General features: G+C 72.9%; 14 protein-coding genes, 1 tRNA gene and 1 pseudogene. 6 read left to right on the forward strand and 10 right to left on the reverse strand.

Annotated features, from left to right (window positions below):
* Positions 1-42 precede the first annotated feature (42 nt).
* Complete coding sequence (locus tag OG599_RS11335; RefSeq protein WP_327175858.1) at positions 43-939, reverse strand: LysR family transcriptional regulator; 897 nt, start codon at positions 937-939, stop codon at positions 43-45.
* 176 nt (positions 940-1,115) lie between these two features.
* Here OG599_RS11335 and OG599_RS11340 point away from each other — a divergent pair, with 176 nt between their 5' ends.
* Positions 1,116-2,579: an MFS transporter gene (locus OG599_RS11340; protein ID WP_327175859.1), complete on the forward strand. Its 1,464-nt coding sequence runs from the start codon at positions 1,116-1,118 to the stop codon at positions 2,577-2,579.
* A gap of 40 nt (positions 2,580-2,619) precedes the next feature.
* Complete coding sequence (locus OG599_RS11345; protein WP_327175860.1) at positions 2,620-3,024, forward strand: globin; 405 nt, start codon at positions 2,620-2,622, stop codon at positions 3,022-3,024.
* A 79-nt stretch (positions 3,025-3,103) separates the two neighbouring features.
* Here OG599_RS11345 and OG599_RS11350 read toward each other — a convergent pair whose 3' ends face one another.
* The 7 genes and pseudogenes from OG599_RS11350 to OG599_RS11380 all read right to left on the reverse strand — a co-directional run bounded on the left by OG599_RS11350 (position 3,104) and on the right by OG599_RS11380 (position 13,094).
* A complete protein-coding gene (locus OG599_RS11350; RefSeq protein WP_327175861.1) occupies positions 3,104-3,823 on the reverse strand; it encodes a hypothetical protein in 720 nt (239 codons plus the stop codon).
* Positions 3,820-4,242 carry an acyl-CoA thioesterase gene (locus tag OG599_RS11355; protein ID WP_327175862.1) on the reverse strand — a complete coding sequence of 141 codons (423 nt, stop codon included), beginning with the start codon at positions 4,240-4,242 and terminating at the stop codon, positions 3,820-3,822. Before OG599_RS11355 ends, OG599_RS11350 begins: the two co-directional genes overlap by 4 nt.
* Positions 4,243-4,247: 5 nt before the next feature.
* Positions 4,248-5,912 (reverse strand): energy-dependent translational throttle protein EttA, encoded by a 1,665-nt coding sequence (gene ettA / locus OG599_RS11360; protein ID WP_327175863.1) that lies wholly within the window; start codon positions 5,910-5,912, stop codon positions 4,248-4,250.
* A gap of 447 nt (positions 5,913-6,359) precedes the next feature.
* Positions 6,360-7,835 carry a Cys-Gln thioester bond-forming surface protein gene (locus OG599_RS11365; protein WP_442809670.1) on the reverse strand — a complete coding sequence of 492 codons (1,476 nt, stop codon included), beginning with the start codon at positions 7,833-7,835 and terminating at the stop codon, positions 6,360-6,362.
* A 638-nt stretch (positions 7,836-8,473) separates the two neighbouring features.
* A pseudogene (locus OG599_RS35450) lies at positions 8,474-8,839 on the reverse strand (single-stranded DNA-binding protein); the annotation flags it as partial.
* Positions 8,840-9,078: 239 nt separating this feature from the next.
* Positions 9,079-11,451 carry a GTPase gene (locus OG599_RS11375; RefSeq protein ID WP_327175865.1) on the reverse strand — a complete coding sequence of 791 codons (2,373 nt, stop codon included), beginning with the start codon at positions 11,449-11,451 and terminating at the stop codon, positions 9,079-9,081.
* Positions 11,448-13,094, reverse strand: coding sequence for a dynamin family protein (locus OG599_RS11380; RefSeq protein WP_327175866.1), 1,647 nt, complete (start codon positions 13,092-13,094; stop codon positions 11,448-11,450). Before OG599_RS11380 ends, OG599_RS11375 begins: the two co-directional genes overlap by 4 nt.
* A 316-nt stretch (positions 13,095-13,410) precedes the next feature.
* On the opposite strand from OG599_RS11380, the gene OG599_RS11385 reads away from it, so the two are divergent.
* Positions 13,411-13,483 (forward strand) — tRNA-Arg (locus OG599_RS11385).
* Between the two features lie 279 nt (positions 13,484-13,762).
* Here OG599_RS11385 and OG599_RS11390 read toward each other — a convergent pair.
* Positions 13,763-15,889 carry a cellulose binding domain-containing protein gene (locus OG599_RS11390; protein ID WP_327175867.1) on the reverse strand — a complete coding sequence of 709 codons (2,127 nt, stop codon included), beginning with the start codon at positions 15,887-15,889 and terminating at the stop codon, positions 13,763-13,765.
* Positions 15,890-16,491: 602 nt separating this feature from the next.
* Between OG599_RS11390 and OG599_RS11395 the strand changes: the two genes are divergently transcribed.
* From OG599_RS11395 to OG599_RS11405, 3 genes are all read left to right on the forward strand, one after another.
* The gene (locus tag OG599_RS11395) at positions 16,492-18,849 is read left to right on the forward strand and encodes a glycoside hydrolase family 9 protein (RefSeq protein WP_327175868.1); all 2,358 of its coding nucleotides are present in this window, start codon (positions 16,492-16,494) and stop codon (positions 18,847-18,849) included.
* 371 nt (positions 18,850-19,220) lie between these two features.
* The gene (locus OG599_RS11400; protein ID WP_327175869.1) at positions 19,221-21,674 is read left to right on the forward strand and encodes a glycoside hydrolase family 3 C-terminal domain-containing protein; all 2,454 of its coding nucleotides are present in this window, start codon (positions 19,221-19,223) and stop codon (positions 21,672-21,674) included.
* Positions 21,675-21,884: 210 nt separating this feature from the next.
* Positions 21,885-22,751, forward strand: coding sequence for a peptidoglycan-binding protein (locus tag OG599_RS11405; RefSeq protein ID WP_327175870.1), 867 nt, complete (start codon positions 21,885-21,887; stop codon positions 22,749-22,751).
* 63 nt (positions 22,752-22,814) lie between these two features.
* Here OG599_RS11405 and OG599_RS11410 read toward each other — a convergent pair whose 3' ends face one another.
* Positions 22,815-24,410, reverse strand: a complete 1,596-nt coding sequence (locus tag OG599_RS11410; RefSeq protein ID WP_327175871.1) for a vWA domain-containing protein — start codon at positions 24,408-24,410, stop codon at positions 22,815-22,817.
* Positions 24,411-24,437 lie beyond the last annotated feature (27 nt).

Genomic DNA, 24,437 nt, shown 5'->3' on the forward strand with positions numbered 1-24,437 from the left:
CACTCTCCTGCGGCGGCGCCCGGCGGGCGAGCGGCGGGCCCGTCACGAGGGCGGGTGGGTGGCGTGGGACGCGGCGTACAGGATGTCCCGCAGGCCGGGCAGGGCCTCGCGGTCCTCGCGCCAGACGAGGCGCAGGCTGAGGTCGGGCAGGGGAAGGCCGAGCCGGACCAGGGTGCCCGCCCGGAGGCTGTCGGCGACCGCGAAGTGCGGCAGCAGCGCGATGCCGAGGCCGTGCTCGGCCCAGGCGCGCATCACCGTGACCCCGCCGGCCCGGACCCGCTCGGGGCCGGGGCCGAGGATGCGGTCGGCGGCCATCCGGAACGAGCACTCCGGGACGTTGACCAGGAGCCGCTCGCGGTCGAGGTCGGCGGGGACCAGCGCGCTCCGGCCGGCCAGGGCGTGGGCCGGGGCGGCGACCAGGGCGAGCGGGACCGGGTCGAGATCGACGAACGCCAGCGGTTCGGCCGGCGGCGGAAAGCCGAGGCCGCCGAGCTCCTCGCCGGAGTCCAGCAGCAACGCCGCGTCGAGCCGCCCCGCCACGACGTCGGCGAACAGCAGCTGGCGGCTGCCGTCGGCGTGGACCTCGACGTCGGTCTCGGGCCGCCGCTCGGCCAGCCGGGCGAGGACCAGCGGGACGTGGGAGCCGGCCAGGGTCTCCAGGGCGCCGAGCCGCAGCCTCCGTCGCTCGGCCCGGACGTCGCGGACGGCCGCTTCGGCCGTGTCGAGCAGCGAACGCGCCCAGCCGCACAGCCGCTGCCCGGCGGCCGTCGGCTCCATCCCCCGGGGTCCCCGGTCGAAGAGGGACACCCCGAGAGCCGATTCGAGGGAGCGGATCTGCTCCGAGACCGAGGAGGGAGCGAGGCCGAGCGCGACGGCGGCCGCGGTGACGGTCCGGTGGTCGAAGACGGCCGTGAAGACTCTGAGTTGGCGTAGCTCCATGGCAGAGGAGAACGCGTCGGAGCGTTCGGGGATTCCGAACGCTCCGTGCGGACGAGCCGGTGGAACCCACCCACCGGAACGGCCAAGGTGAGCCGCCTGCACCCGAGTTCGCCCGGCACCCTGCCCGCGTTGCCGGAACTCCCCAGCTCGCACACCGCCCTGGAGGCCGTCCCGTCATGCCAGTCGCCGACCCGCCCGCTTCCCCGGGCCTCTCCGCCCCGAAGAACCCGAAGAGTCCGAAGCCCCCGAAAAGCCCAAAGAGCCCGAAGAGCCCGAAGAGCCCGAAGGCGCGGCGGGCCCGCGCACTGACGGGCATTTCGCTGGGCTACTTCATGGTCCTCCTCGACACCACGGTGCTGGCCGTCGCCGAACCCGATCTGGCCTCCTCCCTGGGCACGTCGACGGCCGGACTCCAGTGGGCGGTCACCGGCTACACCGTGGCCTTCGCGGCGCTGCTGCTGTCGGCCGGGGCCGCGGCCGACCGGTTCGGGGCGGACCGGCTCTTCCGGGGCGGTGTCACGGTGTTCGTCCTCGCCTCGCTGCTCAGCTCCGTCGCCCCGGGCCTGACCGCGCTGCTCCTCCTCCGTGCGGTCTCCGGCGCCGCCGCGGCCGCGTGCGTACCGGCCTCCCTGGCGATGATCGGCCGGCTCTACCCGGAGCCGGCCGCCCGGGCGCGCGCGATCTCGGTGTGGGCCGCGGTCAGCGGGGCGGCCGTCGCGGCCGGCCCGCTCGCCGGGGGCGCCCTGGTCGGGGCGGCCGGGTGGCGCGCGGTGTTCTGGGTCAACGTGCCCGTCGGGCTGGTGGCGCTGGTCCTCACCCGGACCCGCTCGGTGGCCTGTCCGCGCGGTGACCGCCCCATCGACTGGCCCGCCCAGGCCGCCGCCGCGGTGGCGCTCGCGCTGCTCACGGACGCGCTGATCGCCGCCGGGGCGCGGGACGTGGGCCACGCGGTGTGGTCGTCGGCGGGGTTCCTCCTCGCGGCGCTCGCCTTCCTCGTACGCGAACGGGGAAGCCGGTCGCCGGTCCTGAACCGGGCCCTGCTGCGGTCCGCCCGGGTGCGGGCCGGTCTGCTGGCCGCCGCGGCCGTCGGCTTCGCGCTGGCCGGCGCGCTCTTCGTACTCCCCCTGCTGCTCCAGCGGCAGTGGCAGCTGAGCCCGCTGGAGACCGGGCTCGTCTTTCTGCCGCTGACGGTTCCCTTCGCCGCCAACCCGCCGCTGACCGGCCGGATCGTGGCGCGCAGGGGCCCCCGGCTCCCCGTCCTGACCGGCCTGTCCCTGCTGACCGCCGGTGGTGCGGCGCTCGCCTGCCCGGCCTTCGCCGGGGGCAGCTTCCTCTGGCTCACGCCGGGCCTGCTGCTCACCGGTTTCGGGATCTCCTTCGTGCTGCCGGCCCTCGCCGCGGCGGTGGTCGGCGCCGCCCCGGAGGGCACCGCGGGCGCGGCCGGCGGCCTGCTCAACGCGGTACGCCAGGTCGGCGCCACCCTCGGCGTCGCCCTCATGGGCGCCGCCGCGGCCGGGCACACCGGCTGGTCGCTGCTGCTGTCGGCCGGGGTCTGCGCGCTCGCCGGGCTCGTCTTCGCGTGGGCCCGCCCCGCTGCCGGCCCCAGGGTGTCCCGGGAGCCCGGTCCCCGGGGGTCCTAGGACCCCGGACCTGGGCCGGTACGTCTGCGACCATGGAGGCGTGACAGAGAACCCGCGCGACACGCTTCAGGAGCAGACCTTCTACGAGCAGGTCGGCGGCGAGGCGACCTTCCGGCGCCTGGTGCACCGCTTCTACGAGGGAGTGGCCCAGGACCCGCTGCTGCGGCCGATGTACCCGGAGGAGGACCTGGGTCCGGCCGAGGAGCGGTTCGCGCTCTTCCTGATGCAGTACTGGGGCGGCCCCCGGACGTACAGCGACCACCGCGGCCACCCCCGGCTGCGGATGCGGCACCAGCCGTTCCGGGTGGACCGGGCGGCGCACGACGCCTGGCTCGCCAACATGCGGGTGGCCCTGGACGAGCTCGACCTCGCCCCCGAGCACGAGCAGCAGCTGTGGTCCTACCTCACGTACGCGGCGGCCTCGATGGTGAACACGGCCGACTGAGCCACCGGCGGCGGCCAGGCCGGCGGGGGGTCTCAGCGCCGCCCGACCTGACGCACGCGTGGGGGCCGGCGCGGGATTCTCAGCGCCGGCCGACCGACACCTGGAGCGCCCCGAGCCCGCCGCTGCCCTCGGCGCGCAGCGCGACGGAGCCGTACGGAGTCCGTAGGCGCAGCCAGGAACCCGCCGACAGCAGGCTGACCGGGAAGTCCGGCTGGGGGCGGAGGAAGCCGAGCGACTGGGCGGCGTGCACGGCACGCAGCGGGAGCGGGGTCCCGCCGACCTGCCGGGACCAGATCTCGCGGCCGATCAGATCGCGTTCGGCCCGGGTACGGCGCTCCTCGGGCAGCGCCTCGTCGCGGGCGCGGAACTCGCCGACGGCTGTGGTCAGCGCGGTACGCAGGTCCAGCGGACCCGGCAGGCCCGGTATCTCGCGCCAGGGGCCGCGCGGCGGCAGCAGCCCGGTCCAGGGCGGTCCGGTGACGGGGGCGGGCAGGACGCCGGCGCCTCCGTCGGAGTCCTCGGGACCTTCGGGGCCTTCGGGGCCGAGGGTCTCCAGGAACTCCCCCGCCGACACCGTGATGTCGAAGGTCTCGGGGTTCCCGGTTCCGGCCAGGCGGGCGGTACGGATCGCCAGCACGTCGAACGACGGCGGGCGCCCGAACACGGCCAGCGCCCCGCCGGCCGCCTGGAGGCGGACGGCGGCGGCGCGGTCGTAGTGGAGCAGCCGGCCGAGGAAGGCGGCGAGGTCCGCCGCCTCCCTCGCGTCGGCGAAGAGCACGGAGTGCACGGGCATGGTCATGCCGCGGCGGGCTCCTGCTCCATGTACTCCTGGAGGAAGAGCTTCTCCTCGGCGGAGATCCGCCGGGGCCGCCCTTCCTCCAGGTTGTAGGGCACGACGACCGTGGAGGCCCGCACGTACACCAGATCCGCGTCCTTGATCTCGTACGCGATCGTCAGGGACGCCGCGCCGAGCTTGGTGACCCAGGACTCGACGGTGACCGGCGCGTGGCGGTGGACCAGCGGCCGGAGGTAGTCGATCTCGTGGCGGGCCACGACGGAACCGCCCGCGAAGGACGGCGAACCGTCCCCAGGCGCCAGCCGGAACATGAAGTCGACGCGCGCCTCCTCCAGGTAGCGGAGGAAGACCACGTTGTTGACATGGCCGAAGGCGTCCATGTCCGACCAGCGCAGCGGGCAGGGGTAGAGGTGACGGGCCACGGTGATCAGCCCCGGGTGAGCTTCTTGTACGTGGCGCGGTGCGGGCGGGCCGCGTCCGCGCCGAGGCGCTCGACCTTGTTCTTCTCGTACGACTCGAAGTTGCCCTCGAACCAGTACCACTTGGAGTCGCCCTCGTACGCCAGGATGTGCGTGGCGACGCGGTCCAGGAACCAGCGGTCGTGGGAGATGACCACAGCGGCGCCGGGGAACTCCAGCAGGGCGTTCTCCAGCGACGACAGGGTCTCGACGTCCAGGTCGTTGGTGGGCTCGTCGAGGAGCAGCAGGTTGCCGCCCTCCTTGAGCGTCAGCGCCAGGTTCAGGCGGTTGCGCTCACCACCGGAGAGCACACCGGCCGGCTTCTGCTGGTCCGGGCCCTTGAAGCCGAACGCGGAGACGTACGCCCGCGAGGGCATCTCGACCTGGCCGACGTTGATGTAGTCCAGCTCGTCCGAGACGACGGCCCAGAGGGTCTTCTTCGGGTCGATGTTGGCGCGGGACTGGTCGACGTACGAGATCTTGACGGTCTCGCCGATCTTGACCGTGCCGGAGTCCGGCGTCTCCAGGCCCTGGAGCATCTTGAACAGCGTGGTCTTGCCCGCGCCGTTCGGACCGATGATGCCGACGATGCCGTTGCGGGGCAGCGTGAACGACAGGTCGTCGATCAGGACCTTGTCGCCGAAGGCCTTCGAGAGGTGCTCGACCTCGACGACGATGGAACCGAGGCGCGGGCCCGGCGGGATCTGGATCTCCTCGAAGTCCAGCTTCCGCATCTTGTCGGCCTCGGCAGCCATCTCCTCGTAACGGGCGAGGCGGGCCTTGGACTTGGTCTGGCGGCCCTTGGCGTTGGACCGGACCCACTCCAGCTCTTCCTTGAGCCGCTTGGCGCGCTTCTCGTCCTTGCGGCCCTCGACCTTGAGGCGGGCGGCCTTCTTGTCGAGGTACGTGGAGTAGTTGCCCTCGTACGGGAGCGCGCGGCCGCGGTCCAGTTCGAGGATCCACTCGGCGACGTTGTTGAGGAAGTACCGGTCGTGGGTGACGGCGACGACCGCACCCGCGTACTTCGAGAGGTGCTGCTCCAGCCAGTTCACCGACTCGGCGTCGAGGTGGTTGGTGGGCTCGTCGAGGAGCAGCAGGTCGGGCGCCTCGATGAGCAGCTTGCAGAGCGCCACACGCCGCTTCTCGCCGCCGGAGAGATTGGTGACGGCCCAGTCGCCGGGCGGGCAGCCCAGGGCGTCCATGGCCTGCTCCAGCTGGGCGTCCAGGTCCCACGCGTTGGCGTGGTCCAGGTCCTCCTGGAGCTTGCCCATCTCTTCGAGCAGCGCGTCGGAGTAGTCGGTCGCCATGAGCTCGGCGACCTCGTTGAAGCGCTTGAGCTTGCCCATGATCTCGGCGGCGCCGTCCTGGACGTTCTGCAGGACGGTCTTCTCCTCGTCGAGCTTCGGCTCCTGCATGAGGATGCCGACGCTGAAGCCGGGCGAGATGAAGGCGTCACCGTTGGACGGCTGCTCCAGGCCGGCCATGATCTTCAGCACCGTGGACTTACCGGCGCCATTGGGGCCGACGACACCGATCTTCGCGCCGGGCAGGAAGTTCAGGGTGACGTCGTCGAGAATCACCTTGTCGCCGTGCGCCTTGCGCGTCTTGCGCATGGTGTAGATGAACTCAGCCAAGAGAAACCGTCCGGCAGCAATAGAGGTGTGGGCAGATACACCCCATCTTGCCTGACGACAAGCCCACGGGGGAAACCCGTCCCACCCGGGGCCGCTGACCTGGGCTGCGTCGGGGGCCGGAAGCGGCGGCAAAGGCGACATCGCCGGACGAGACGCCGCCGGAAGCCGCTGAACGCCACTGGAAACCGCCGGAGGCCGCCGCCGGGCGTCGCCGGGTGATCCCGGCACGGGGGGCGCGTGCGGGGTACGTGCGGACGTCTCGGGTACGTGCGGTGCGTACGGACGCCGCGCGTACGTGCGGGTACGTGCGAAGGCCCCGCACCCCCGGGGAGTCCGGGGGTCGGGGCCTTCGGTCGTACGGTCCTGCGTCGGCACAGCGGTCGTGCCGCCCTGCCGCTTTGCCGTTACGGCGCGGTGCGCGCGGTCACCGCGCGCACCCGGCGGCCACTACTGGGCGCCGGCGGCCGACTTCTTGCGGCGGAGGAAGAACACCGCGCCGCCACCGAGGACGACGAGCACGACGGCGACGCCGGCGATGACCGGGGTCGCGCTGGAGCCACCGGTGGCGGCGAGGTCGCCCTCACCACCGCCGGTCAGGTCGGCGACAGCGGCGGTCGCGGCGGGGCTCGGCGAGGCGCCGGTCTGCGTGTCGGTGCCCTCGTCGCCGGGGGCCGGGGTCGAGGCGGTGACGCAGTCGAGCACGCCCTTGAAGTTCTGCTTGAAGTCGTTGTCGACTCCGGAGACCGTGATGTCGTACGCCTTGTCCTCGGCGACGGCGACCGGCACGGTCTTCGTGCCGCCGGCCTCGACGGTGTAGACGTCACCGGCGTCGAACGTGAACGTGAAGGGCTGGTCGCCGCTGTTGGTCACGGTGAGGTCCACGCTGCCCTTGGCGCAGTTCTTCTGCGCGGTCACCGCGGGAACCGGGCCCTTGGCGGCCCAGGTGGCGGCGGCCTGCGCGGAGACGACGGACTCACTGGAGCCCGCCAGGATCTGCGTCTGGCTGGTGGTGGTCACGCCGGTGAAGACACGGCCGACCGGTACGGAGGTGGTGGCCTGCACGGTGAGTGCGGCGGAACCGTCCGCGGCGCCCTTCGGCACGTCGAAGTAGAGCTCGGTGCCGTCGGTCGCCTTCGAGACGGGGTTGCCGTCCTTGTCGGTGATCTTGATGCCGCTGGCGACGGCGTCGGCGGGCGGGGCCACCGCTGCCTCGGCGGCGTCGGTGTGGACGGTGACCGGACCGAGCAGGCCGCCGGCCTGACCGGAGACCACGGCCGGGCTCAGGGTGAGCGACGCCTGGGGCTCGGCCGAGTTCTGGGCCGCGCCCTGGAGGTAGTCGGCGAGCTTCTCGGCGTCGTCGTTCACCGCGGTGACGTCGGCGTTGTCCGAGAACCGCCAGATGGCGACCTGGGTGCCGGCGGCGGCGGTGCCCTCGGTCAGCGGGCCGGTGTGGGCCGCCTTCGCGAGCGAGGCGAGGTCGTCGACCTGCGGGTAGGAGTGTTCGAGGATCCAGCGGATGCGGCCGGCGTTGTCGTTCTTGCCGAGCGAGGAGTCCGCCCAGGGGGTCTCCTGGTACTGCGCCGACCCCTGAGTGGGGTTGTGGATGTCGATGCAGTAGGTCTTGAGCTTGCCGCCGCCGTCGACGGTCATCTCGAAGAGACCGGCGGAGACCCGCTGGTCGTCCGCTCCGGGCGTCTTGATGACGGCCTTGTCGAACGTCTTCAGCCCGTCCAGGACGGCGGTCGCGCCGCCCTGGTGCTGAGGTGCCTCGTCGGCCGCCGCCGCGCCCGCGCCGGTGAGGGCGCCCGCAGCGACGAGACCGGTGACCAGTGCGGTGGAGGCCAGGCGGGCGAGCCCGTTGCCCCGTCCCCGCAGCGACCGACGCGTGGCCCGACCGGCGCCGAGGGCCGGGTCGGTCGCTATGTCGGAATCTTGAAGCGCTGAAATCTCAGAAAACGCAGAAGTCACAGAATTCCCCTCCGGGGCGGAGCCCTCGCGCTCGGTGCGCGTGTGGGGAGTGCCCCGCCGAAAGACTCAAGTGCCCATGAGTACGGGGGAATCCTATGGACGGGGGCCAGAACCGCTCCCCCGTCTTACGGTCGCACAACCATTCCGAATCGCAATCGTTATCGCCGCCACTCCCGCCCCACGGAGTGCGACGAAAACCATCAGCACCCCGTCACCAACCGTGCACCGAGCGCACTTCGGCACCCTCAGGTGGCCGACGTGAGCCCCAGGGGCCGTTTCTGACGGCTCGTCGGCTTGCGGGGCCGCGCTGCCGCACGCGGAGCCCCTGCCGCCCTCGTGCGACTCGCCTCCTCGCCGGCGGGCCCGATCTCCCAGGAGGGACCGTCACCGGCCGGTTCGCTCGCGAAAACCGGACCGCCGGCGTCCTGTCCCCCAGGCCCTCCCGGGCCTGTGCCGGGTCTCGTACGCGCGCCCCCGCCTGCGCCGGTACCGACCCCCGTACCCATGTCCCCGCCCACGCCCTCACCGACCCCCGTACCCATGCCCGCGCTTGCGTCCGTGCCTGCCTCCATGCCTGTCTCCGCACCGAACGGGGGCTCGCGTCGGGTCGCGCGCCGGAACGCGGCGGAGCCCCGGTTCAGGTCGTGTCCCACCGCCACCGCCTCGACGTCCACGAACGTCCGGCGTACGCCCTCGCGTTCCTCCTCCCGGACCTTCAGCCGGCCGTGCACCAGCAGTGGTTCGCCCACGGAGACGGAGGCCGCCACGTTCGACGCGAGGCCCCGCCAGGCCCACACCGTGTAGAAACTCGTGTGCCCGTCGGCCCAGAGCTGCTTCTCCCGGTCCCAGCGGCGCGGTGTCACCGCGAGGCGGAACCGCGCCGTCCCGCCCGAGGCCGTCTCCCGGAACTCCACCCCCGTCGCCGCGTTGCCGACCAGGGTCACCAAGGTCTCGTTCATGTCCTGTCCCCCGCCTTCGCTTCCTGTCCGTGCGGGCGAGCGCACGTGTGCCGAGCAGCCGGGGTGTGCGAGGCCGCCCTCGCGTACCCACCGGAACGCGGGAGAGCCCCGCGCACCGGTGGGTACGCGAGGCTCTCCCCCGCTCCCCCGTGCTGCGCCTCCGCCTCCGGGCCCGTGTGCGGGCCGGTGCGAGGACTCCATGCTGGACGAGGTGCGGCGATCCTGCCGGGGCCTGTGGATTACCGGCCGGTTGTGGACAACTCCGTCACCGCCCCGTACCGCTCCCGCACTTCGCGGTACCGGGCGAGTTCGGCGGCCACCGGGTCGAGGACCCTGGCGCGACCGCATCCGGCCGCCGCGTCCCGCAGCCGCCGCTCGACCTCCTGCCCGTACCGGCGGGCCGGTCCGCGTGCGGCGGCCGCGCACGCCCACTCCACCAGCGGCCCGCCGACGACTCCGGCGAGCATCACGAGCGCGGGCACGACGAGTCCCGGTTCCAGCACCCCGGCGATCTGGCCGACCAGCCACAGCCCGCCGAAGATCTGCAGCAGGGTCATGGACGCCTGGACCACGACCGCCGCAGGCCACCACTTGGGGCGCGGCGGCTTGGCGGGCCGGCCGAGCGGCACGGGCGAGCCCTGGACCCTGCCGACCCCGGTCTCCGCACCGGTCGCGCCGGTCGCACCAGTCCCCCGGGACCGGTTACGTCCGAAGCGCCCCGGGCCGCGCGTACGGCCGCCCCCGTCCGCCCCCGGGGCCCCGTCCGCCGTGCCGGCCCCCGGCGCGTCGGCTCCCGCTCCGGCCCTCCGGCCACGGGTGGGGGCGGTCGAACCCGTCTTCTCCGCCAGCTCGTCCAGCGCCTCGGACAGCCCCTTCGCCCCGTTGTACGCGGCCTCGCGCACGGCCAGGGCCCACGGGTCCGGGAGCCCACCGGCGGCGTCGTCGGCCACGATCCGTACCGCCTGCTCGACCCGCTGCCGCGCGGTCGCCTCCTCTTCCTCGCGCGCGGGCGTCAGGACCTGGCCGATGCGTTCCAGGCCGCCGAGCCTGCGCGTCGACTCGTACCAGCGCCAGAGCCGCAGCCACGGAGTGCCGCAGGCCCGGCCCGCGTTCCGGCGCCACTCCCGCTCGGCCGCCTGCCCGGCCGCCGAGGCGCCGACCGCGTCCGCGAGCCGGTCGGTGAACTCCTCCCGGGCCCGCTCGCCCAGCCCGGAACGCCCCTCCGCGACGTACACGGGGCGCAGCCGCGCGGCGGCGGCGTCCACGTCGGCGGAGAGCCGGCGCTGGGCGGCCGTACGCTCCTGCACGAACTTCCCCAGCGACTCGCGCAGTTCGCCGACCCCTTCACCGGTGAGGGCGGAGAGGGCCAGCACGGTGGCGCCGGGGTCGCCGTGCTCGCCGACCGCCATGCCGTCCTCGTCGAGCAGCCGGCGCAGATCGTCGAGGACCAGGTCGGCCGCCTCGCCGGGCAGCCGGTCGATCTGGTTGAGCACGACGAAGCTGACCTCCGCGTGACCGGCGAGCGGGCGCAGATAGCGCTCGTGCAGGGCCGCGTCGCCGTACTTCTCCGGGTCGACGACCCAGATCACCGCGTCGACGAGGGCGAGGACCCGGTCCACCTGTTCCCGGTGCCCGGCGGCGGCCGAGTCGTGGTCGGGGAGGTCCACCAGGACGAGCCCCTGGAGCGCCGCGTCGGCCCCCGCCGTCCCCGACTGGGGCCTGCGGCGGAGGCGTCCGGGGATCGCCAGCCGGTCGAGGAGCCCGGCCGCCCCGTCCGTCCAACTGCACGCGATCGGGGAGGAGGTGGTCGGCCGCTTCACCCCGGTGTCGGAGATCTGCGCTCCCGCGAGGGCGTTGAAGAGGGAGGACTTCCCGCTGCCCGTCGCTCCGGCGAGGGCGACCACGGTGTGCCGGGAGGAGAGCCGTTGCCGCGCCGCGGCCTCTTCGAGCACCCGGCCCGCCTCGGCGAGCGTCCCCTGCTCGATCCGCGCGCGGGACAGCCCGACCAGCTCGCGCAGCGCTTCGAGCCGCGGCCGGAGCGTGCCGCCCGACGGTACGTACGCCTCCACCTCGGGCCCCGGTTCGTCCTCCGGCACGGCCGGCTCGCGCTGGTCGCCCTTGGCTGCCCGGACCGCGGCCCGGCGGGCGATGAGCCCGTCGTCCCAGTGCGAGGGCACGCCCGCCGGAGTGACGGCGGTGTCCTGCGGGTCCGGGCTGCCCGCCGACCCGGGTGCGTCCGCCCGTGCCCCCGGTACTTCGTCCGGTACGTCGTCCGGCACGTCGTCCGGCACGTCGTCGGATACGCCTGGCCCGTCCGCCGGCCCGGCAGCGTCCGCGTCCGGGTGAGGGTTACGGGCGGCGTTCCGGTCCGTCCTTCGGTCCGTCTTCCGGTCCGCAGTGCGCGCGGCCCCCGGCACCTTCGGATCGCCGACGGCGGGCGCCTCGGGCTTGCCGTTCTCCACCGGTGCCTCGGGTGCTTCCGATGTCACCGGTGCCGTCACGTCGTCGCTGTCGCTCGCGCCGCCCGTATCCCCCTTCCCCTGGTCCCTCCCCCGGTCCTTCCCCCGGCCCTGATCGCCCTGCTCCCGATCCTGATCCACGACGGCAGTCATCGCTGCCTCCTCTCCCTCTGCAACACGGACAGTGCGGCGATCAGCTCCGCCTGCGGTTCCGGGGCGATGTCGAGCGCGTCGAGCGGGGCGAGCCGCCGCTCCCGCTCCACCCGCAGCACCTGGTCGAGATAGCTGGTGAGCAGGGACCCGCCCTTGTCCCGCAGCCTCAGGGCGCCCTGGGCGCCGATGCGTTCGGCGAGCTGCTCCCCCGCGCTGCGGGCCCGGCGCCCGCCGAGCAGGGCTGCGGCAAGGAGCGCGGCGACGGTCTCCGGGTCCGGCGCGACACTGCGGTCGAGCCGGCCCACCTCCTCCTCGGCCAGCTCCTCGACGACCCGCCGCCACCGGCGTACCGCCACGGCGATCCGGCCCTCGGCGTCCTCCGCCGGACCCCAGCCACCGCCCTCCCGGCCCGCGCTCTCGAAGCGGAACGCCGCCGCGGCCGGATCCCGCCGCCAGGCCGTACGGATCTTCTCGTCGGCGGCGGCGACGGCGCACTGGATGAGTGCGACCAGGCTCTCCACCAGGGCTTCCAGCACCTCGCAGGCCGAACTGTCCAGCGGGTACCCGCGCCAGCGCGTCCGGGCGTCGCCCGCCAGCACGGCACCGTTGCGGAGCCGCCGGCGGATGCGCTCGGCCTCCTTCTCGTACGCGTCCTCCACCGCGCCGGTGAGCCGTACGGCCGCCGCGTACTGCTGGGCGACGGCCCCGGCGAGCGCGGGCATCCGTACGTTCAGCGAGTCGATGACCCCGGCAGCCGTACGCCCCACCGCCTGCTGCCGGGCGGCGGGGTCCTGGGCCCGGTGGATGAGCCAGGCGCGCAGCGGGGCGACGGCCGTGGTGGGCAGCAGCCCACTGGCGCCGCCGGCCGACTCGGGGAGTTCGGGGATGGTGAAGCGCGGTACGTCCCCGAGCCCGGCCCGGGTCATCAGCGCCGCGTACTGGCGGGACACCTCGCCCACCACCTGGTGCGGCACCCGGTCGAGCACGCTGACGAGCGAGGCGTCGTACTCCTTGGCCGTACGCAGCATGTGCCAGGGCACCGCGTCGGCGTACCGGGACGCCGTGGTCACCATCACCCACACGTCGGCCGCGCAGATGAGTTCGGCGGCGAGGACCCGGTTGCGTTCGACGAGCGAGTCGATGTCGGGGGCGTCCAGCAGCGCGAGCCCGCGCGGCAGGCTCATCGCCGTCTCGACCCGCAGTTCCTGGGCCGCCCCCCGGGCCCGCCCGGCGCCCGCCTCCTCGATCCCGTCCGCCCCGGCCCCCCGCCCCGGCGGCAGCCAGACCCGGGTGAGCTGAGGCAGCACCCGTACGTCGGCGAACCAGTGGTGGTCGTCCGGGTGGCAGACCAGCACCGGCGTCCGGGTCGTCGGCCGGAGCACCCCCGCCTCGCTGACCCGGCACCCGACGAGCGAGTTGACCAATGTCGACTTCCCCGCCCCCGTGGACCCGCCGATCACCGCGAGCAGCGGCGCCTCGGGGGCCTTGAGCCGGGGCAGCAGGTAATCGTCGAGCTGCGCGAGGAGTTCGGCCCTGGTCTGGCGGGCCCGTTCCGATCCGGGCAGCGGTAGTGGAAGACGCACGGCAGCGACACGGTCGCGCAGGGCGGAGAGTGCGTCGATGAGCTGAGGCCGTACATCCATGGTCACCACATGCGAAGAATGCCCGCTTTTAGTGCCTTTTTGAAGCGTATGGCCACCCGTGCGCGGCGGTTCCACCCCGAGAGCAGGCGGGACGTGCACAGCGCGGGCATAACGAGTGCACAACACCCGCGCGATCCGGCCCGAAAACCGGTGCGCGATCCGCACCCAGCTGCGATTATCGGTTCGCTTCACCGAACCTCCACAAGGTGCCACGCAGGCGAAGCAACCGGGACACCGCGACAAGAGCCCTATCCTTGTCCCGGCACGGCGAGGGACTCCCCCACCACGGACTCCCACCCGCCACGGCCCACACCCGGCCCCCGTAGCTCAGTGGATAGAGCAGGCGCCTTCTAAGCGCTTGGCCGCAGGTTCGAGTCCTGCCGGGGGCACCGCCGAGAGCCCTCCCCACCGGGAGGGCTCTTCGCTGTTCAGGGCGGGTTCTGGTGGGGGCGGCGAAGCCCCGGCATCCCCCTCAGCGATCAAGGTCGGACACCGGGGCGGTACGGCTGTCACCGGGCTGCGCGGAGGCCGCGGGCGTCCCTGCCCCTCGGCCCACCCTGCCGCAGGAGACGATCCTCGCGGCAGGGTGGGCCTGCGGCCCCTGGTCCCGAGCGGACCGGGCTGTGCGGGCGGACCGGGCGGACGGGACAGACCAGACGGATCAGGCGTCAGCCGCCCGAGCAGACCGTGCCGTTGAGGCGGAAGGCCGTCGGGTCCGGGTTGGGGCCGTCGTTGGCGCCGACGAATCCGAAGGAGGCCGTCGAGCCGCCGCCCTGAGCCAGCGGCCCCGCTCCGTCGGGTGCGGTCACCCGCACGTGGGAGCCGGTCTGGTGGAACGTGGCGTTCCAGCCGGAGTCCACCGTCTGAGTACCGGTCGGCCAGTCCCAGTCGACGGTCCAGCCGGTGATCGGCACGTCGGAGAGGTTGCGGACGGTGACCGTGGACACGAAGCCGTTGCCCCAGCTCGTGTCACGGTGGTAGGTCACCGCGCAGGCCGCGTTCGACGGGATGCCGGTGGTGAAGATCAGCGGAGAGGACGCGGCAGAGAGCCGCCCCGAGGCGTCGGCCGCCAGCAGGTTGACCGTGTGGGTGCTGCCCGGGGGCAGGTTCCGCAGGGTCACGGACGTGCCGGTGGTCTCACCGATCAGGTGGGTGTGCGCGCCGTCGCGCTCCTGGACCAGGTAGCGGGCGGCGCCCGTCGAGCTGCTCCAGGACAGGCGAGCGGTGGTGTCGGTCACCCCCTCCAGCTTCGGGGTGCCCGGGGTTCCGGCGGCCGAGGCCACCGGGCCGGTGCCGGCCAGCGGTTCGAGGGTGAGGGTGAGCAGCGCGGACGCCGGCACGGTGACCCGGGAGGTGGACGCCTCCCCGGCGGCGAGCGGGGTGATGTCGCTGTCGCCCGGTGCGTAGCGGCTGGCCTCGGGCGCGGTGGCGGCCGGAGTGAAGCCCGCGTACGCGAGGTCCACGGTCCGGGCGGCGTCCGGGTTCTTGTTGACGAGCAGGACACTCAGCCGCCCGTCGCGACGGAGAACCGCGTGTGCCGAGACGTCCTGCGCGGAGGACGCGGCAGCGACCATGGTGTCGCCCGCAGTGCCCAGTTCGCTGGTCATCTTCATGCCGTAGTAGGGGTGGAACGGCGTGTTCGGCGCCGGCTCGCACACGTCACCGGTGCAAGCGCCGCTGGAGAGCATCCCCATGTCGCCGTAGTCCGTCTCGCCGTCGACGGTCGTGATCTGGCCGATGCCGTTGTGGGTGTTCCACCAGTCGACGTTGAACACGCCGTTCTCCAGAGCCGTCATGAACGCGTCGGCGGCGAAGAGTCCGTTGGGACGGGCGGTGAGCCGAGCGCCACCGGTGTTGGTGTTGATCTCGGTGAGGGCGATGCCGATGCCCGGTGAGTCGGTGCCCGCGTACCGGTCGAGCTGGCTGCGCACCTCCCGCAGTTCACCGGGCAGCCTGGCCAGCCTGGCCGTGGCGTCCGCGGCGGTGGTGTCGGATCCGCCCGCGTACCAGTGGACGCTCACAAAGTCGATGATGTCGGCCACTTCGGGCAGCACGGTGTTGTTCCAGTCACCGGGATCGCCCTCGCCGACCACGCCGTCCGGCCATTCGCCCGGAGCGGTGAGGACCGCGCCGATCTTGACGGTCGGGTCGACGGCCTTCATGGCCGCGGCGTAGGCGCGGACCTCGCGGGCGTACTCCCCGGGGCTCTTGTCCTGGTGGTCGTCCTGCTCCCAGCCGCTGCCGTAGTGACCGTTGCCGTAGATCTCGTTGCCGATCTCCCAGTACTTCGCGCCGTATTTCTTCGTGACGTTCGCGTACCTGACCCAGCCGGCCGCTTCCTCGGGCGTGCCCGAACCGTAGTTGGCGATCAGGATGGGTTGCGCACCGGTGGCGGCGACGGTGCCCATGAAGGCGTCGAAACCGGTGCCCGGGGCGACGTAGCCCCCGGGCGCCGTGTTCGTCTCCCAGTGATAGATGTCCGCGTACGACCCGCCGGGGTAGCGCATCGCGCCCACGTCGGCCGCCTTCATGAGGTCGGCCACCTCGGGATCGTTCATGTGCGAGTCCCACACGGCGGTGTTGACGCCGCGGGCGGTGTCGGACAGCCGGCCCAGCGCCGCCTGGGCGTTGACCTGGACGTCCACGTCCGCGACGTCGGTCGCCGAAGACGCGGCGGGCGCGACACCGACCAGCGACGTCAGCAGGGCTGAGGCCACGGCCAGAACGGCCGCGCCGCGCGCGAGGGGGCGTAAGCCGGTGGCGGCCGGGCGGCCGGGTCCGTGCGGTGCTGGCATGGGAGTCCTCACTGGGTGGTCCGTCGTCACGAGCGGGTCAGTGGATGTCGGGCGGTGCCGCCGAGCAGGCGGCCGACCGGTGCGGCGGCGAAGCGCCGTCCGGGCAGCGGAGCGTTCCGCGCGGGCGGCGCGGAAGGCGAGACGTGAGCGCGGTGCGGTCGGGCACATGCGGGTCGGCGGCCCGATCCCGTCGATGGGAGCGCTCCCATAGTGAGAGCGGTGTGACCTCCTGTCAACGCCCGTACACCAAAGCGATTTCAGGTGCCTACGACGACACGATCCGGCCCGGCTGTGCGGCGTCGCCTGGGGCTGCGGGCCCACCCGACGAACGACGAACGCACAGTTTCAGCCACGCGGCGCGGAAGTGGCGTGTTCACACATTGCCGCTTCGTTTCACAGCGCGGCAATCTGAGGCGGCGCGGGAGCGCTCCCACCACGCCCTGCCACCGCTGCCCATGGCCGACACTCCCCACGGAAAGAAGACATCAATGACTTGTCAGGCACATGCTGAGCAGCGGAGGGTGCGTCCACGGCGCGGGCTGCTTCCACGCCTACGTCCCACGTCAGGAATTCGATCCCGCTGGGGCGTCGCCCTCGGCGTCGTGACCGCCTTGCTCGCCGTCGCCCTCACACCGCTCGCCGCGACACCGGCCGCGGCCGCCCCCGCGTTCGCCTACGGTGAGGCGCTGCAGAAGTCGCTCTTCTTCTACGAGGCCCAGCGCTCCGGCCGTCTGCCCGGCGACAACCGGGTCTCCTGGCGCGGCGACTCGGGTCTGGACGACGGCAAGGACGTCGGTCTGGACCTGACCGGCGGCTGGTACGACGCCGGCGACCACGTCAAGTTCGGTCTGCCCATGGCGTACAGCGCCACCGTCCTGGCCTGGGGCGGCGTGGAGCAGAAGGCCGCGTACGCCGCGTCGGGGCAGCTGAAGTACCTCAAGGACAGTCTGCGCTTCGTCAACGACTACTTCGTCAGGGCGCACCCGTCTCCGAACGTGCTGTACGGCCAGGTGGGCAACGGCGCCGACGACCACAAGTGGTGGGGCCCGGCCGAGGTGATGCCGATGGCCCGGCCCGCCTACCGGATCGACGCCTCCTGCCCCGGTACGGACCTCGCCGGGCAGACGGCCGCCGCGATGGCCTCCTCCTCGATGCTGTTCGCCGACGACGACCCGGCCTACGCGGCGAAGCTGATCACCCACGCGAAGCAGCTGTACACGTTCGCCGACACCTACCGGGGCAAGTACAGCGACTGCATCACCGACGCGAAGTCGTACTACAACTCCTGGAGCGGGTACCAGGACGAGCTGGTGTGGGGTGCCGTCTGGCTCTACCGGGCCACCGGTGACGCCGCCTATCTCGCCAAGGCCGAGCAGTACTACGACGGACTCTCCACCGAGCCGCAGACCACCACCCGCTCCTACCGGTGGACGCTCTCCTGGGACGACACCTCCTACGGCTCCTACGTGCTGCTCGCCAAGATCACCGGGAAGCAGAAGTACATCGACGACGCCAACCGATGGCTGGACTGGTGGACGTCCGGGGTGGACGGCGCGAAGGTCCGCTACTCCCCCGGCGGCGAGGCCGTGCTGGACTCGTGGGGCTCCCTGCGGTACGCGGCCAACACCGCGTTCGCCGCGCTCTCCTACAGCGACTGGCTGACGGGCGACGCGACCCGCAAGGCGCGCTACCACGACTTCGCGGTGCGCCAGATCGACTACGCGCTCGGCGACAACCCCCGCAGGGCGAGCTACGTCGTCGGCTTCGGCAACACACCTCCCACCAAACCCCACCACCGCACCTCGCACGGCTCGTGGACCGACCAGATCACCAGCCCCGCCGAAAGCCGCCACGTCCTCTACGGCGCTCTCGTCGGCGGACCGAGCGCACCCGACGACGCCTACACCGACGACCGGCAGAACTACACCAACAACGAGGTCGCCACCGACTACAACGCGGCGTTCACCGGCGCCCTCGCCCGCCTCTACGCCGAGTACGGGGGCGCCCCGCTCACCGTCTTCCCGCCGACCGAGCAGCCGGACGGGCCGCAGGTGCTGGCGCAGGCGTCGGTGAACGCCTCCGGGAGCAACTTCACCGAGATCAAGGCGTACCTGGTGAACAAGTCGGCCTGGCCCGCCCGGTCGCTGACGAAGGCCTCCCTGCGGTACTACTTCACGCTGGAACCGGGGGCCTCGGCGGCGGGCATCACGGTCACCACCAACTACAACCAGTGCGGTACGGCGAGCGGCCCCACGCGGTACGCGGGCGACGTGTACTACGTGAGCGTGGACTGCTCGAACACGGTGATCGCGCCGGCCGGGCAGTCGGCGTACCGCAAGGAGGTCCAGTTCCGCATCAGTTCCTCGGGCGCCTGGGACCCGTCGAACGACTGGTCCCTCCAGGGCCTGCCCACCACGCCGGGTGCCACCCCGGCGGACGCGCCGAACCTGGTGCTGCTGGACGGGGACGTACGTCAGTGGGGCGCGCTGCCGGACGGATCAGGGTCGACGCCCACCCCGACCCCGACGCCCACACCCACACCCACTCCTACGCCCACCCCGACCCCGACGCCCACACCCACTCCTACGCCGACCCCCACCCCGACGCCCACTCCGACCCCGACCCCCACTCCGACCCCCGCTCCGGGCGCCGGCTGCGCCGTCGTCTACAAGGTCGGCTCCTCCTGGAGCGGCGGCTTCACCGCCGACGTCACCCTCCGCAACACCGGCACGACCGCGGTGAACGGTTGGCGTCTCACCTGGAGTTTCGTCGGTGCCGAGAAGGTCACCAGCGCGTGGAACGCGACCGCCACGCAGACGGGCACGGCTGTGACGGCCACCGACGCCGGCCACAACAAGGCCATTTCACCGGCCGGTTCGGCGTCCTTCGGATTCCAGGGAACCGGGGTGCCCGGAAGCGCCCCGACGGGCTTCGCCCTGAACGGCGTTCCCTGCAACTGAGAAGGTGATCGGTCGCACGGCGTCGGCGGCGCCGTGCGACCGTGGACGCGACGGACCACCCCCGGACCGCGGTCGCGCGTGGCTGCATCGGTGTACGGCGACCGGCATCACCGCTGGTGCCTCCCGGGACCACGCGTCACCGGCCGTTAGGTTCCTGGCATCCAACACCGGGAGAGGCCATGCGGGTCAGTCGTCGTTCGCTGCTGAGACTGGGGAGTGCGGGCACGCTCGCCGCCGGGTTCGGGGCCATGGGACCAGGGGCCGCCGCCTCGGACAAGGACGCGGGCACAGGGGGCAAGGGCTCCAAGGGCTCCAAGGGCTCTCACGGGTCGAAAGGTTCCAGAGCCCTTGCCGTCGAAGGAGCCGCGCCCGTGTCCGTGGGCCCCGTGAAGCAGCCCGGGTCGGCGGCGGCCCGGGCGAAGGCGGTCGAGTTGGTCGGACGGATGACGACGGACGAGAAGATCGCCCTGCTGCACGGGGTGAACGTCAAGGAGGTCGTCGCCCGGCCCGGGTACATCGGCAAGGTGCCGGGGAACGAGCGGCTCGGCATCCCCGCGACGATCCTGGCCGACGGGCCGAGCGGGGTGGGGAACGGGTCGACGGGGGTGACCCAGTGGCCCTGTTCGAAGGCGCTGGCGGCGACCTGGGACCCGGCCGCGGCCGAGACGTACGGGAGGGCGTACGGGGGCGAGCAGGCGGCCAAGGGGCACAACGTGGCGCTCGGGCCGTGCGTCAACATCCTGCGGACGCCCCGGTGGGGCCGGTCGTTCGAGACGTTCACGGAGGACCCGCACCTCAACGCCGCGTTGGCGGCGCCCGTCGTACGGGGCATCCAGTCGAACCACGTCATCGCGACGGTGAAGCACTTCGCGGCCAACAACCAGGAGACGCTGCGGCATTCGATCGACGTGGTGGTGTCCTCGCGCGCGCTGCACGAGATCTACTTCCCGGCGTTCCGCGCCGCCGTCCAACAGGGCGGTGTGGGCGCGGTGATGACCGCGTACAACAAGGTCAACGGGGTCTGGACGCACGAGAATCGCACCCTGGTCCAGGACGTGCTGCGGGACGGCTGGGGCTTCGACGGCATGGTGATGTCGGACTGGGGCGGTACCCACAGCACGGTGCGGACCGCCGAGGCGGGGTCCACGACGGAGATGCCGGGGTCGACGTACCTCGGTACGGCGCTCGCCTCGGCGGTGGCGCGGGGGGCGGTCACCGGGAAGACGCTCGACACGATGGCCGTGCAGGTGCTGACGGCGATGTACCGGGTCGGGCTGTTCGACCACCCGCTCCCCGATCCGCTGACACTGCTGGACTCGGTCGTCTCCACCGAGGAGAACCGGCTGCTGGCCCGTCGGATCGGGGTCCAGGGCAGTGTGCTGCTGAAGAACGCGGGCGGGGTGCTGCCGTTCGCCGCTCCCCGGTCCGTGGCGGTGATCGGGGACGCGGCGGGTGCGGGGTACCGGTCGCACGGCGGCGGTTCGGGCAGCGTGAACCCGTACGGCGGGGTGGTGACCCCGATCGCCGGGATCACGGCCCGCGCCGCGAGCGCCCCGGTGAGCATCCCGGTGACGTACGCGCGCGGCACCCTCGGGGTCGGCGCACTGCCCGCGGTACCCGCCGAGGCGCTCGGCGCCGGGCTGCGGGCCGTCTACTACGCCTCGGCCGACCTCACCGGTACGGTCCTCGCCACCACGACCACCGACCGCCTCGACTGGACGGCCGCCCCGCCCCCGGTGAGCGGCCGGACCGGTGCCTGGTCGGCGCGGTACAGCGGTACGTACACGGCGTCCGTCACCGGGCGGTACCGGTTCTCGCTGAGCGGCGGCGGGGCGGTGGTACTCACCGTCGACGGGACGGTCGTCGCGGATTACGCGACCGGGGCCGAGGCGGTGCAGAACGGCTTCGTGACCCTCACCGAGGGCCCGCACTCCATCGAGGTCACCTACCGCCACACCTCCGGCACCGCGAGCCTGCGGGTGGGCCACCAGCCGGGGCAGGACCGGCTGATCGCCGAGGCGGCGGCCGCCGCCGCCGCGGCCGAGGTGGCGGTGGTGGTCGTGGTGGACGTGACGGCCGAGAGCATGGACCGCTCCACGCTGGCCCTCGCCGCCGACCAGGACGAGCTGATCGCCGCGGTCGCCGCCGCCAACCCCCGTACCGTCGTGGTGCTCAACACCTCGGGGGCCGTGCTGATGCCGTGGCTGGCGGAGGTTCCGGCCGTGATCGCCAACTGGTACGGGGGCCAGGAGCAGGGCAACGCGGTCGCCGCGATGCTCTTCGGCGACGCGGAGCCCGGCGGGCGGCTCCCCGAGACGTTCCCGGCTACGGAGACGCAGGGGCCGGCCAAGCGGCTGGTGGAGTTCCCGGGCGACGGCAAGCAGGTCTACTACGACGAGGGGCTGGCCGTCGGGTACCGCTGGTACGCGCACGCGGGCGAGCAGCCGCTCTTCCCGTTCGGCCACGGCCTGTCGTACACCACCTTCGCCCTCTCCGAACTGAAGGTCGCGCGGGCCGGTTCCGGTCACCGGGCGACCGTGCGGGTCCGCAACACCGGCTCCCGCGCGGGCAGCGAGGTCGTGCAGCTCTACGTCACCTTCCCGGCGGCGGCGGGCGAACCCCCGGCGCAGCTCAGGGCGTTCGCCAAGGTGACGCTGGAGCCGGGCCGTTCGGCCGTCGTCACCCTGGACGTGCCCCGGGAGGCGCTGGCCGTGTGGCGGTCCGTGGAGGACGGCTGGACGCTGCTGCCGGGGTCGTACGAGTTCGCGGTGGGGCGCTCCTCGGCGGAGTTGCCGCTGCGTGCGCGGGTGCGGGTCACCCGGTAGGGCGAGGGTCGGGCTCTTCGTCCACGGGGGCGGGGCGGGCCGCGATACGCTGCGCGCCCCTCATCCCGGTGACCGAGGGTTCGGGCGGGGTTACGGAGGGGCACTACATCCCCGTACGGCTCATTCCATACGGCCGCATTCCGTACGAACACGTCCCGTACGGCGGCATTCCGCACGACCGCGCAGACGAAGCACCGAGGGAGCACCACCATGGCAACCCCCTTGTCCGCCGACACCCTGCTCAAGGCCCTCCGCGATGAGGGGCTGAAAGTGGTGGAGTACAAGAACTGGCGCACGAACAACCGTGATCACAAGGGCCCCTGGGGTCCGGTCAACGGCGTGATGATCCATCACACCGTCACTTCCGGCGTCGCGAGCTCCGTGGAGCTCTGCTACTCCGGCCGCTCCGACCTCCCCGGGCCGCTCTGCCACGGGGTCATCGACAAGGAGGGCACGGTCCACCTGGTGGGCAACGGCCGTGCCAACCACGCCGGGCTCGGCGACGACGACGTGCTGCGCGCGGTGGTCGCCGAGTCGGCGGATCTGCCCGCCGACAACGAGGCCAACACCGACGGGAACACCCATTTCTACGGCTTCGAGTGCATCAATCTCGGCGACGGCCAGGACCCGTGGCCGGCCGCCCAACTGCTGGCGATCGAGCGGGCGTCGGCGGCGATCTGCCGCGCCCACAAGTGGTCCGAGCGCTCGGTGATCGGGCACCTGGAGTGGCAGCCGGGGAAGGTGGACCCGCGCGGCTTCCCGATGTCCGCGATGCGCGACCGGGTCGGGGTCCGGCTCGGCGCGGGCCCGGACGGGCCCATCCCGGAGCCGTACGAGCCCTTCCCGGGCGTCGGGTTCTTCACGATCGGGCGCAACAGTCCGATCATCACCGCCATGGGCAAGCGGCTCGTGGCGGAGGGCTGCGACCTGTACGCGGTCGGACCGGGGCCCACCTGGTCGGCGTCCGACCGTGCGTCGTACGCCGCCTGGCAGCGCAAGCTCGGGTACGTCGGCGACGCGGCCGACGGTCTCCCGGGTGAGGACAGCTGGGCGAAGCTCAAGGTCCCGAACGTGTGAGACGGGGAAACGGCGGGGAGGGCCGGCGACCGCAGTGGCCGGCCCTCCCCGTGACGCCCCCGCTCAGTCCATCTCGCCCTCGGCCGGTGCGTCCGGCAGGTCGTCCGCCGCGCCCTTGAGCTCGGCGGCCCGGCCGATGGCGTCGGCGAGCTTGCTCACCGAGCCGTCCTCGGTCTCCGCCGCCAGCTTCTTCGCCCGGGAGGCGAGTTCGCTCAGCGCGGGTGTGCCGGGGAGGGTGCCGCCGCGCAGGATGTCGGCGAAGTAGGCGGCCACCGCGGTCACTTGGAGGCGTGCGTCGGAGCCGCCCCAGAGCGCCCCGTCGAGAGCGCCGGTCTCGACCGAACCGGTCGCCTCCCGCGCCTTGCGGGTCACCGGGTCGAGCCAGCGCACGGTGGCGGTGGCGACGTGGCCGGAGGCCTTCTCGCGCAGGCGTACGGCGTAGAGCGCGGTCACCGTGTGCCCGGGGCCGACCTCGCCGCCGTCCACACTGTCGTCGCGGAAGTCCTCGTCGGCGACGGCCCGGTCCTCGTACCCGATGAGCTTGAACTGCTGGACGGTCTCGCGGTCGAACGCCACCTGTGCCTTGGCGTCGCGGGCGCGCAGCTGGACGTGGGCGGGGAGCTGGTCGACGAAGACCTTGCGGGCCTGGGCCTCGTCGGCGACGTAGGTGGTGTTGCCGTCGCCCTTGTCGGCGAGTCGTTCCATCAGCGCGTCGCCGTAGTCGCTGCCGACGCCGACACCGAAGAGGGTGATGCCGTGCTCGCGCCGGGAGCTGTCGATCCGCTCCAGGATCGCGTCTGCGTCCGTCTCGCCAGTGTTGGCGAGGGCGTCGGAGAGGAGGACGACCCGGTTGGTGGCGCCCTCGCGGCGGCCTTCCACGGCCTCGTCGTAGCCGCGTTCCACCCCGGCGGCGACATTGGTGGAGTTGGCGGTGTGCAGCGATTCGACGGCTTCCCGGATCTTCGTGCGGTGGCCGCGCAGTGGCGTCATCGGGACCACGGTCTCGGCCTTGTCGCTGAAGGTGACCAGGGCCACCGAGTCGTCGTCGCGCAGTTGCTCGGTGAGGTACGCGAGCGAGGAGCGCACCAGGTCCAGGCGGCCGGTCTCGGCCATGGAGCCGGAGATGTCGACGACGAAGGTGAGTGCGGCGGGCGGCCTCGGGGTGGTGTCGTCGGCGGCCTTGGTCGCCAGTCCGACCCGCAGCAGGGACCAGCCGTCCGCCCCTCCCCCGGTGCGGGCCCCGTCGACGCTGACGGAGAAGCCGTTGCCGCTGGGGCGTGCGTACCCCTGCTTGAAGCTGTTGACGAACTCCTCGGGCCGTACGGTCTCCGGCTTCGGGAGCTGCCCGTCGCCGAGGACGCGGCGCGCGTATCCGTAGCTGGCGGTGTCCACGTCGAGCGCGAAGGTGGAGAGGTAGTCGGGCGCGGCCACGTCCCCCTTCGCCTGCCGGCCCGCCTCGTCGCCGGCGGTGGCCGCCGGGGCGGGCGCCGGGCCGCCTCCGGTGGCGGAACCGCCCCGCGCGTCGGCGGCGGTTCCGTCGGACGAGGAACCGCCCGAGGCCGAGCATCCCGCGAGCAGTGCGGCGCTCACCAGCAGGGCGGCGAGCGCCGCTCGCGCCCGTGCCCGGCCCGCCGGGTGTATCGATGTGCCGTGGTTCATCCGAGGCCCCCATGTCGTCGACATCTG

Source organism: Streptomyces sp. NBC_01335 (assembly GCF_035953295.1).
Classification (GTDB): Bacteria; Actinomycetota; Actinomycetes; order Streptomycetales; family Streptomycetaceae; genus Streptomyces.

Excerpts from the sequence above, each read along its gene's own strand:
- OG599_RS11335 (WP_327175858.1), bottom strand. The coding sequence starts at position 939 with ATGGAGCTACGCCAACTCAGAGTCTTCACGGCCGTCTTCGACCACCGG.
- OG599_RS11340 (WP_327175859.1), top strand. The coding sequence starts at position 1,116 with ATGCCAGTCGCCGACCCGCCCGCTTCCCCGGGCCTCTCCGCCCCGAAG.
- OG599_RS11350 (WP_327175861.1), bottom strand. The coding sequence starts at position 3,823 with ATGACCATGCCCGTGCACTCCGTGCTCTTCGCCGACGCGAGGGAGGCG.
- OG599_RS11375 (WP_327175865.1), bottom strand. The coding sequence starts at position 11,451 with ATGACTGCCGTCGTGGATCAGGATCGGGAGCAGGGCGATCAGGGCCGG.
- OG599_RS11380 (WP_327175866.1), bottom strand. The coding sequence starts at position 13,094 with ATGGATGTACGGCCTCAGCTCATCGACGCACTCTCCGCCCTGCGCGAC.
- OG599_RS11390 (WP_327175867.1), bottom strand. The coding sequence starts at position 15,889 with ATGCCAGCACCGCACGGACCCGGCCGCCCGGCCGCCACCGGCTTACGC.
- OG599_RS11405 (WP_327175870.1), top strand. The coding sequence starts at position 21,885 with ATGGCAACCCCCTTGTCCGCCGACACCCTGCTCAAGGCCCTCCGCGAT.
- OG599_RS11410 (WP_327175871.1), bottom strand. The coding sequence starts at position 24,410 with ATGAACCACGGCACATCGATACACCCGGCGGGCCGGGCACGGGCGCGA.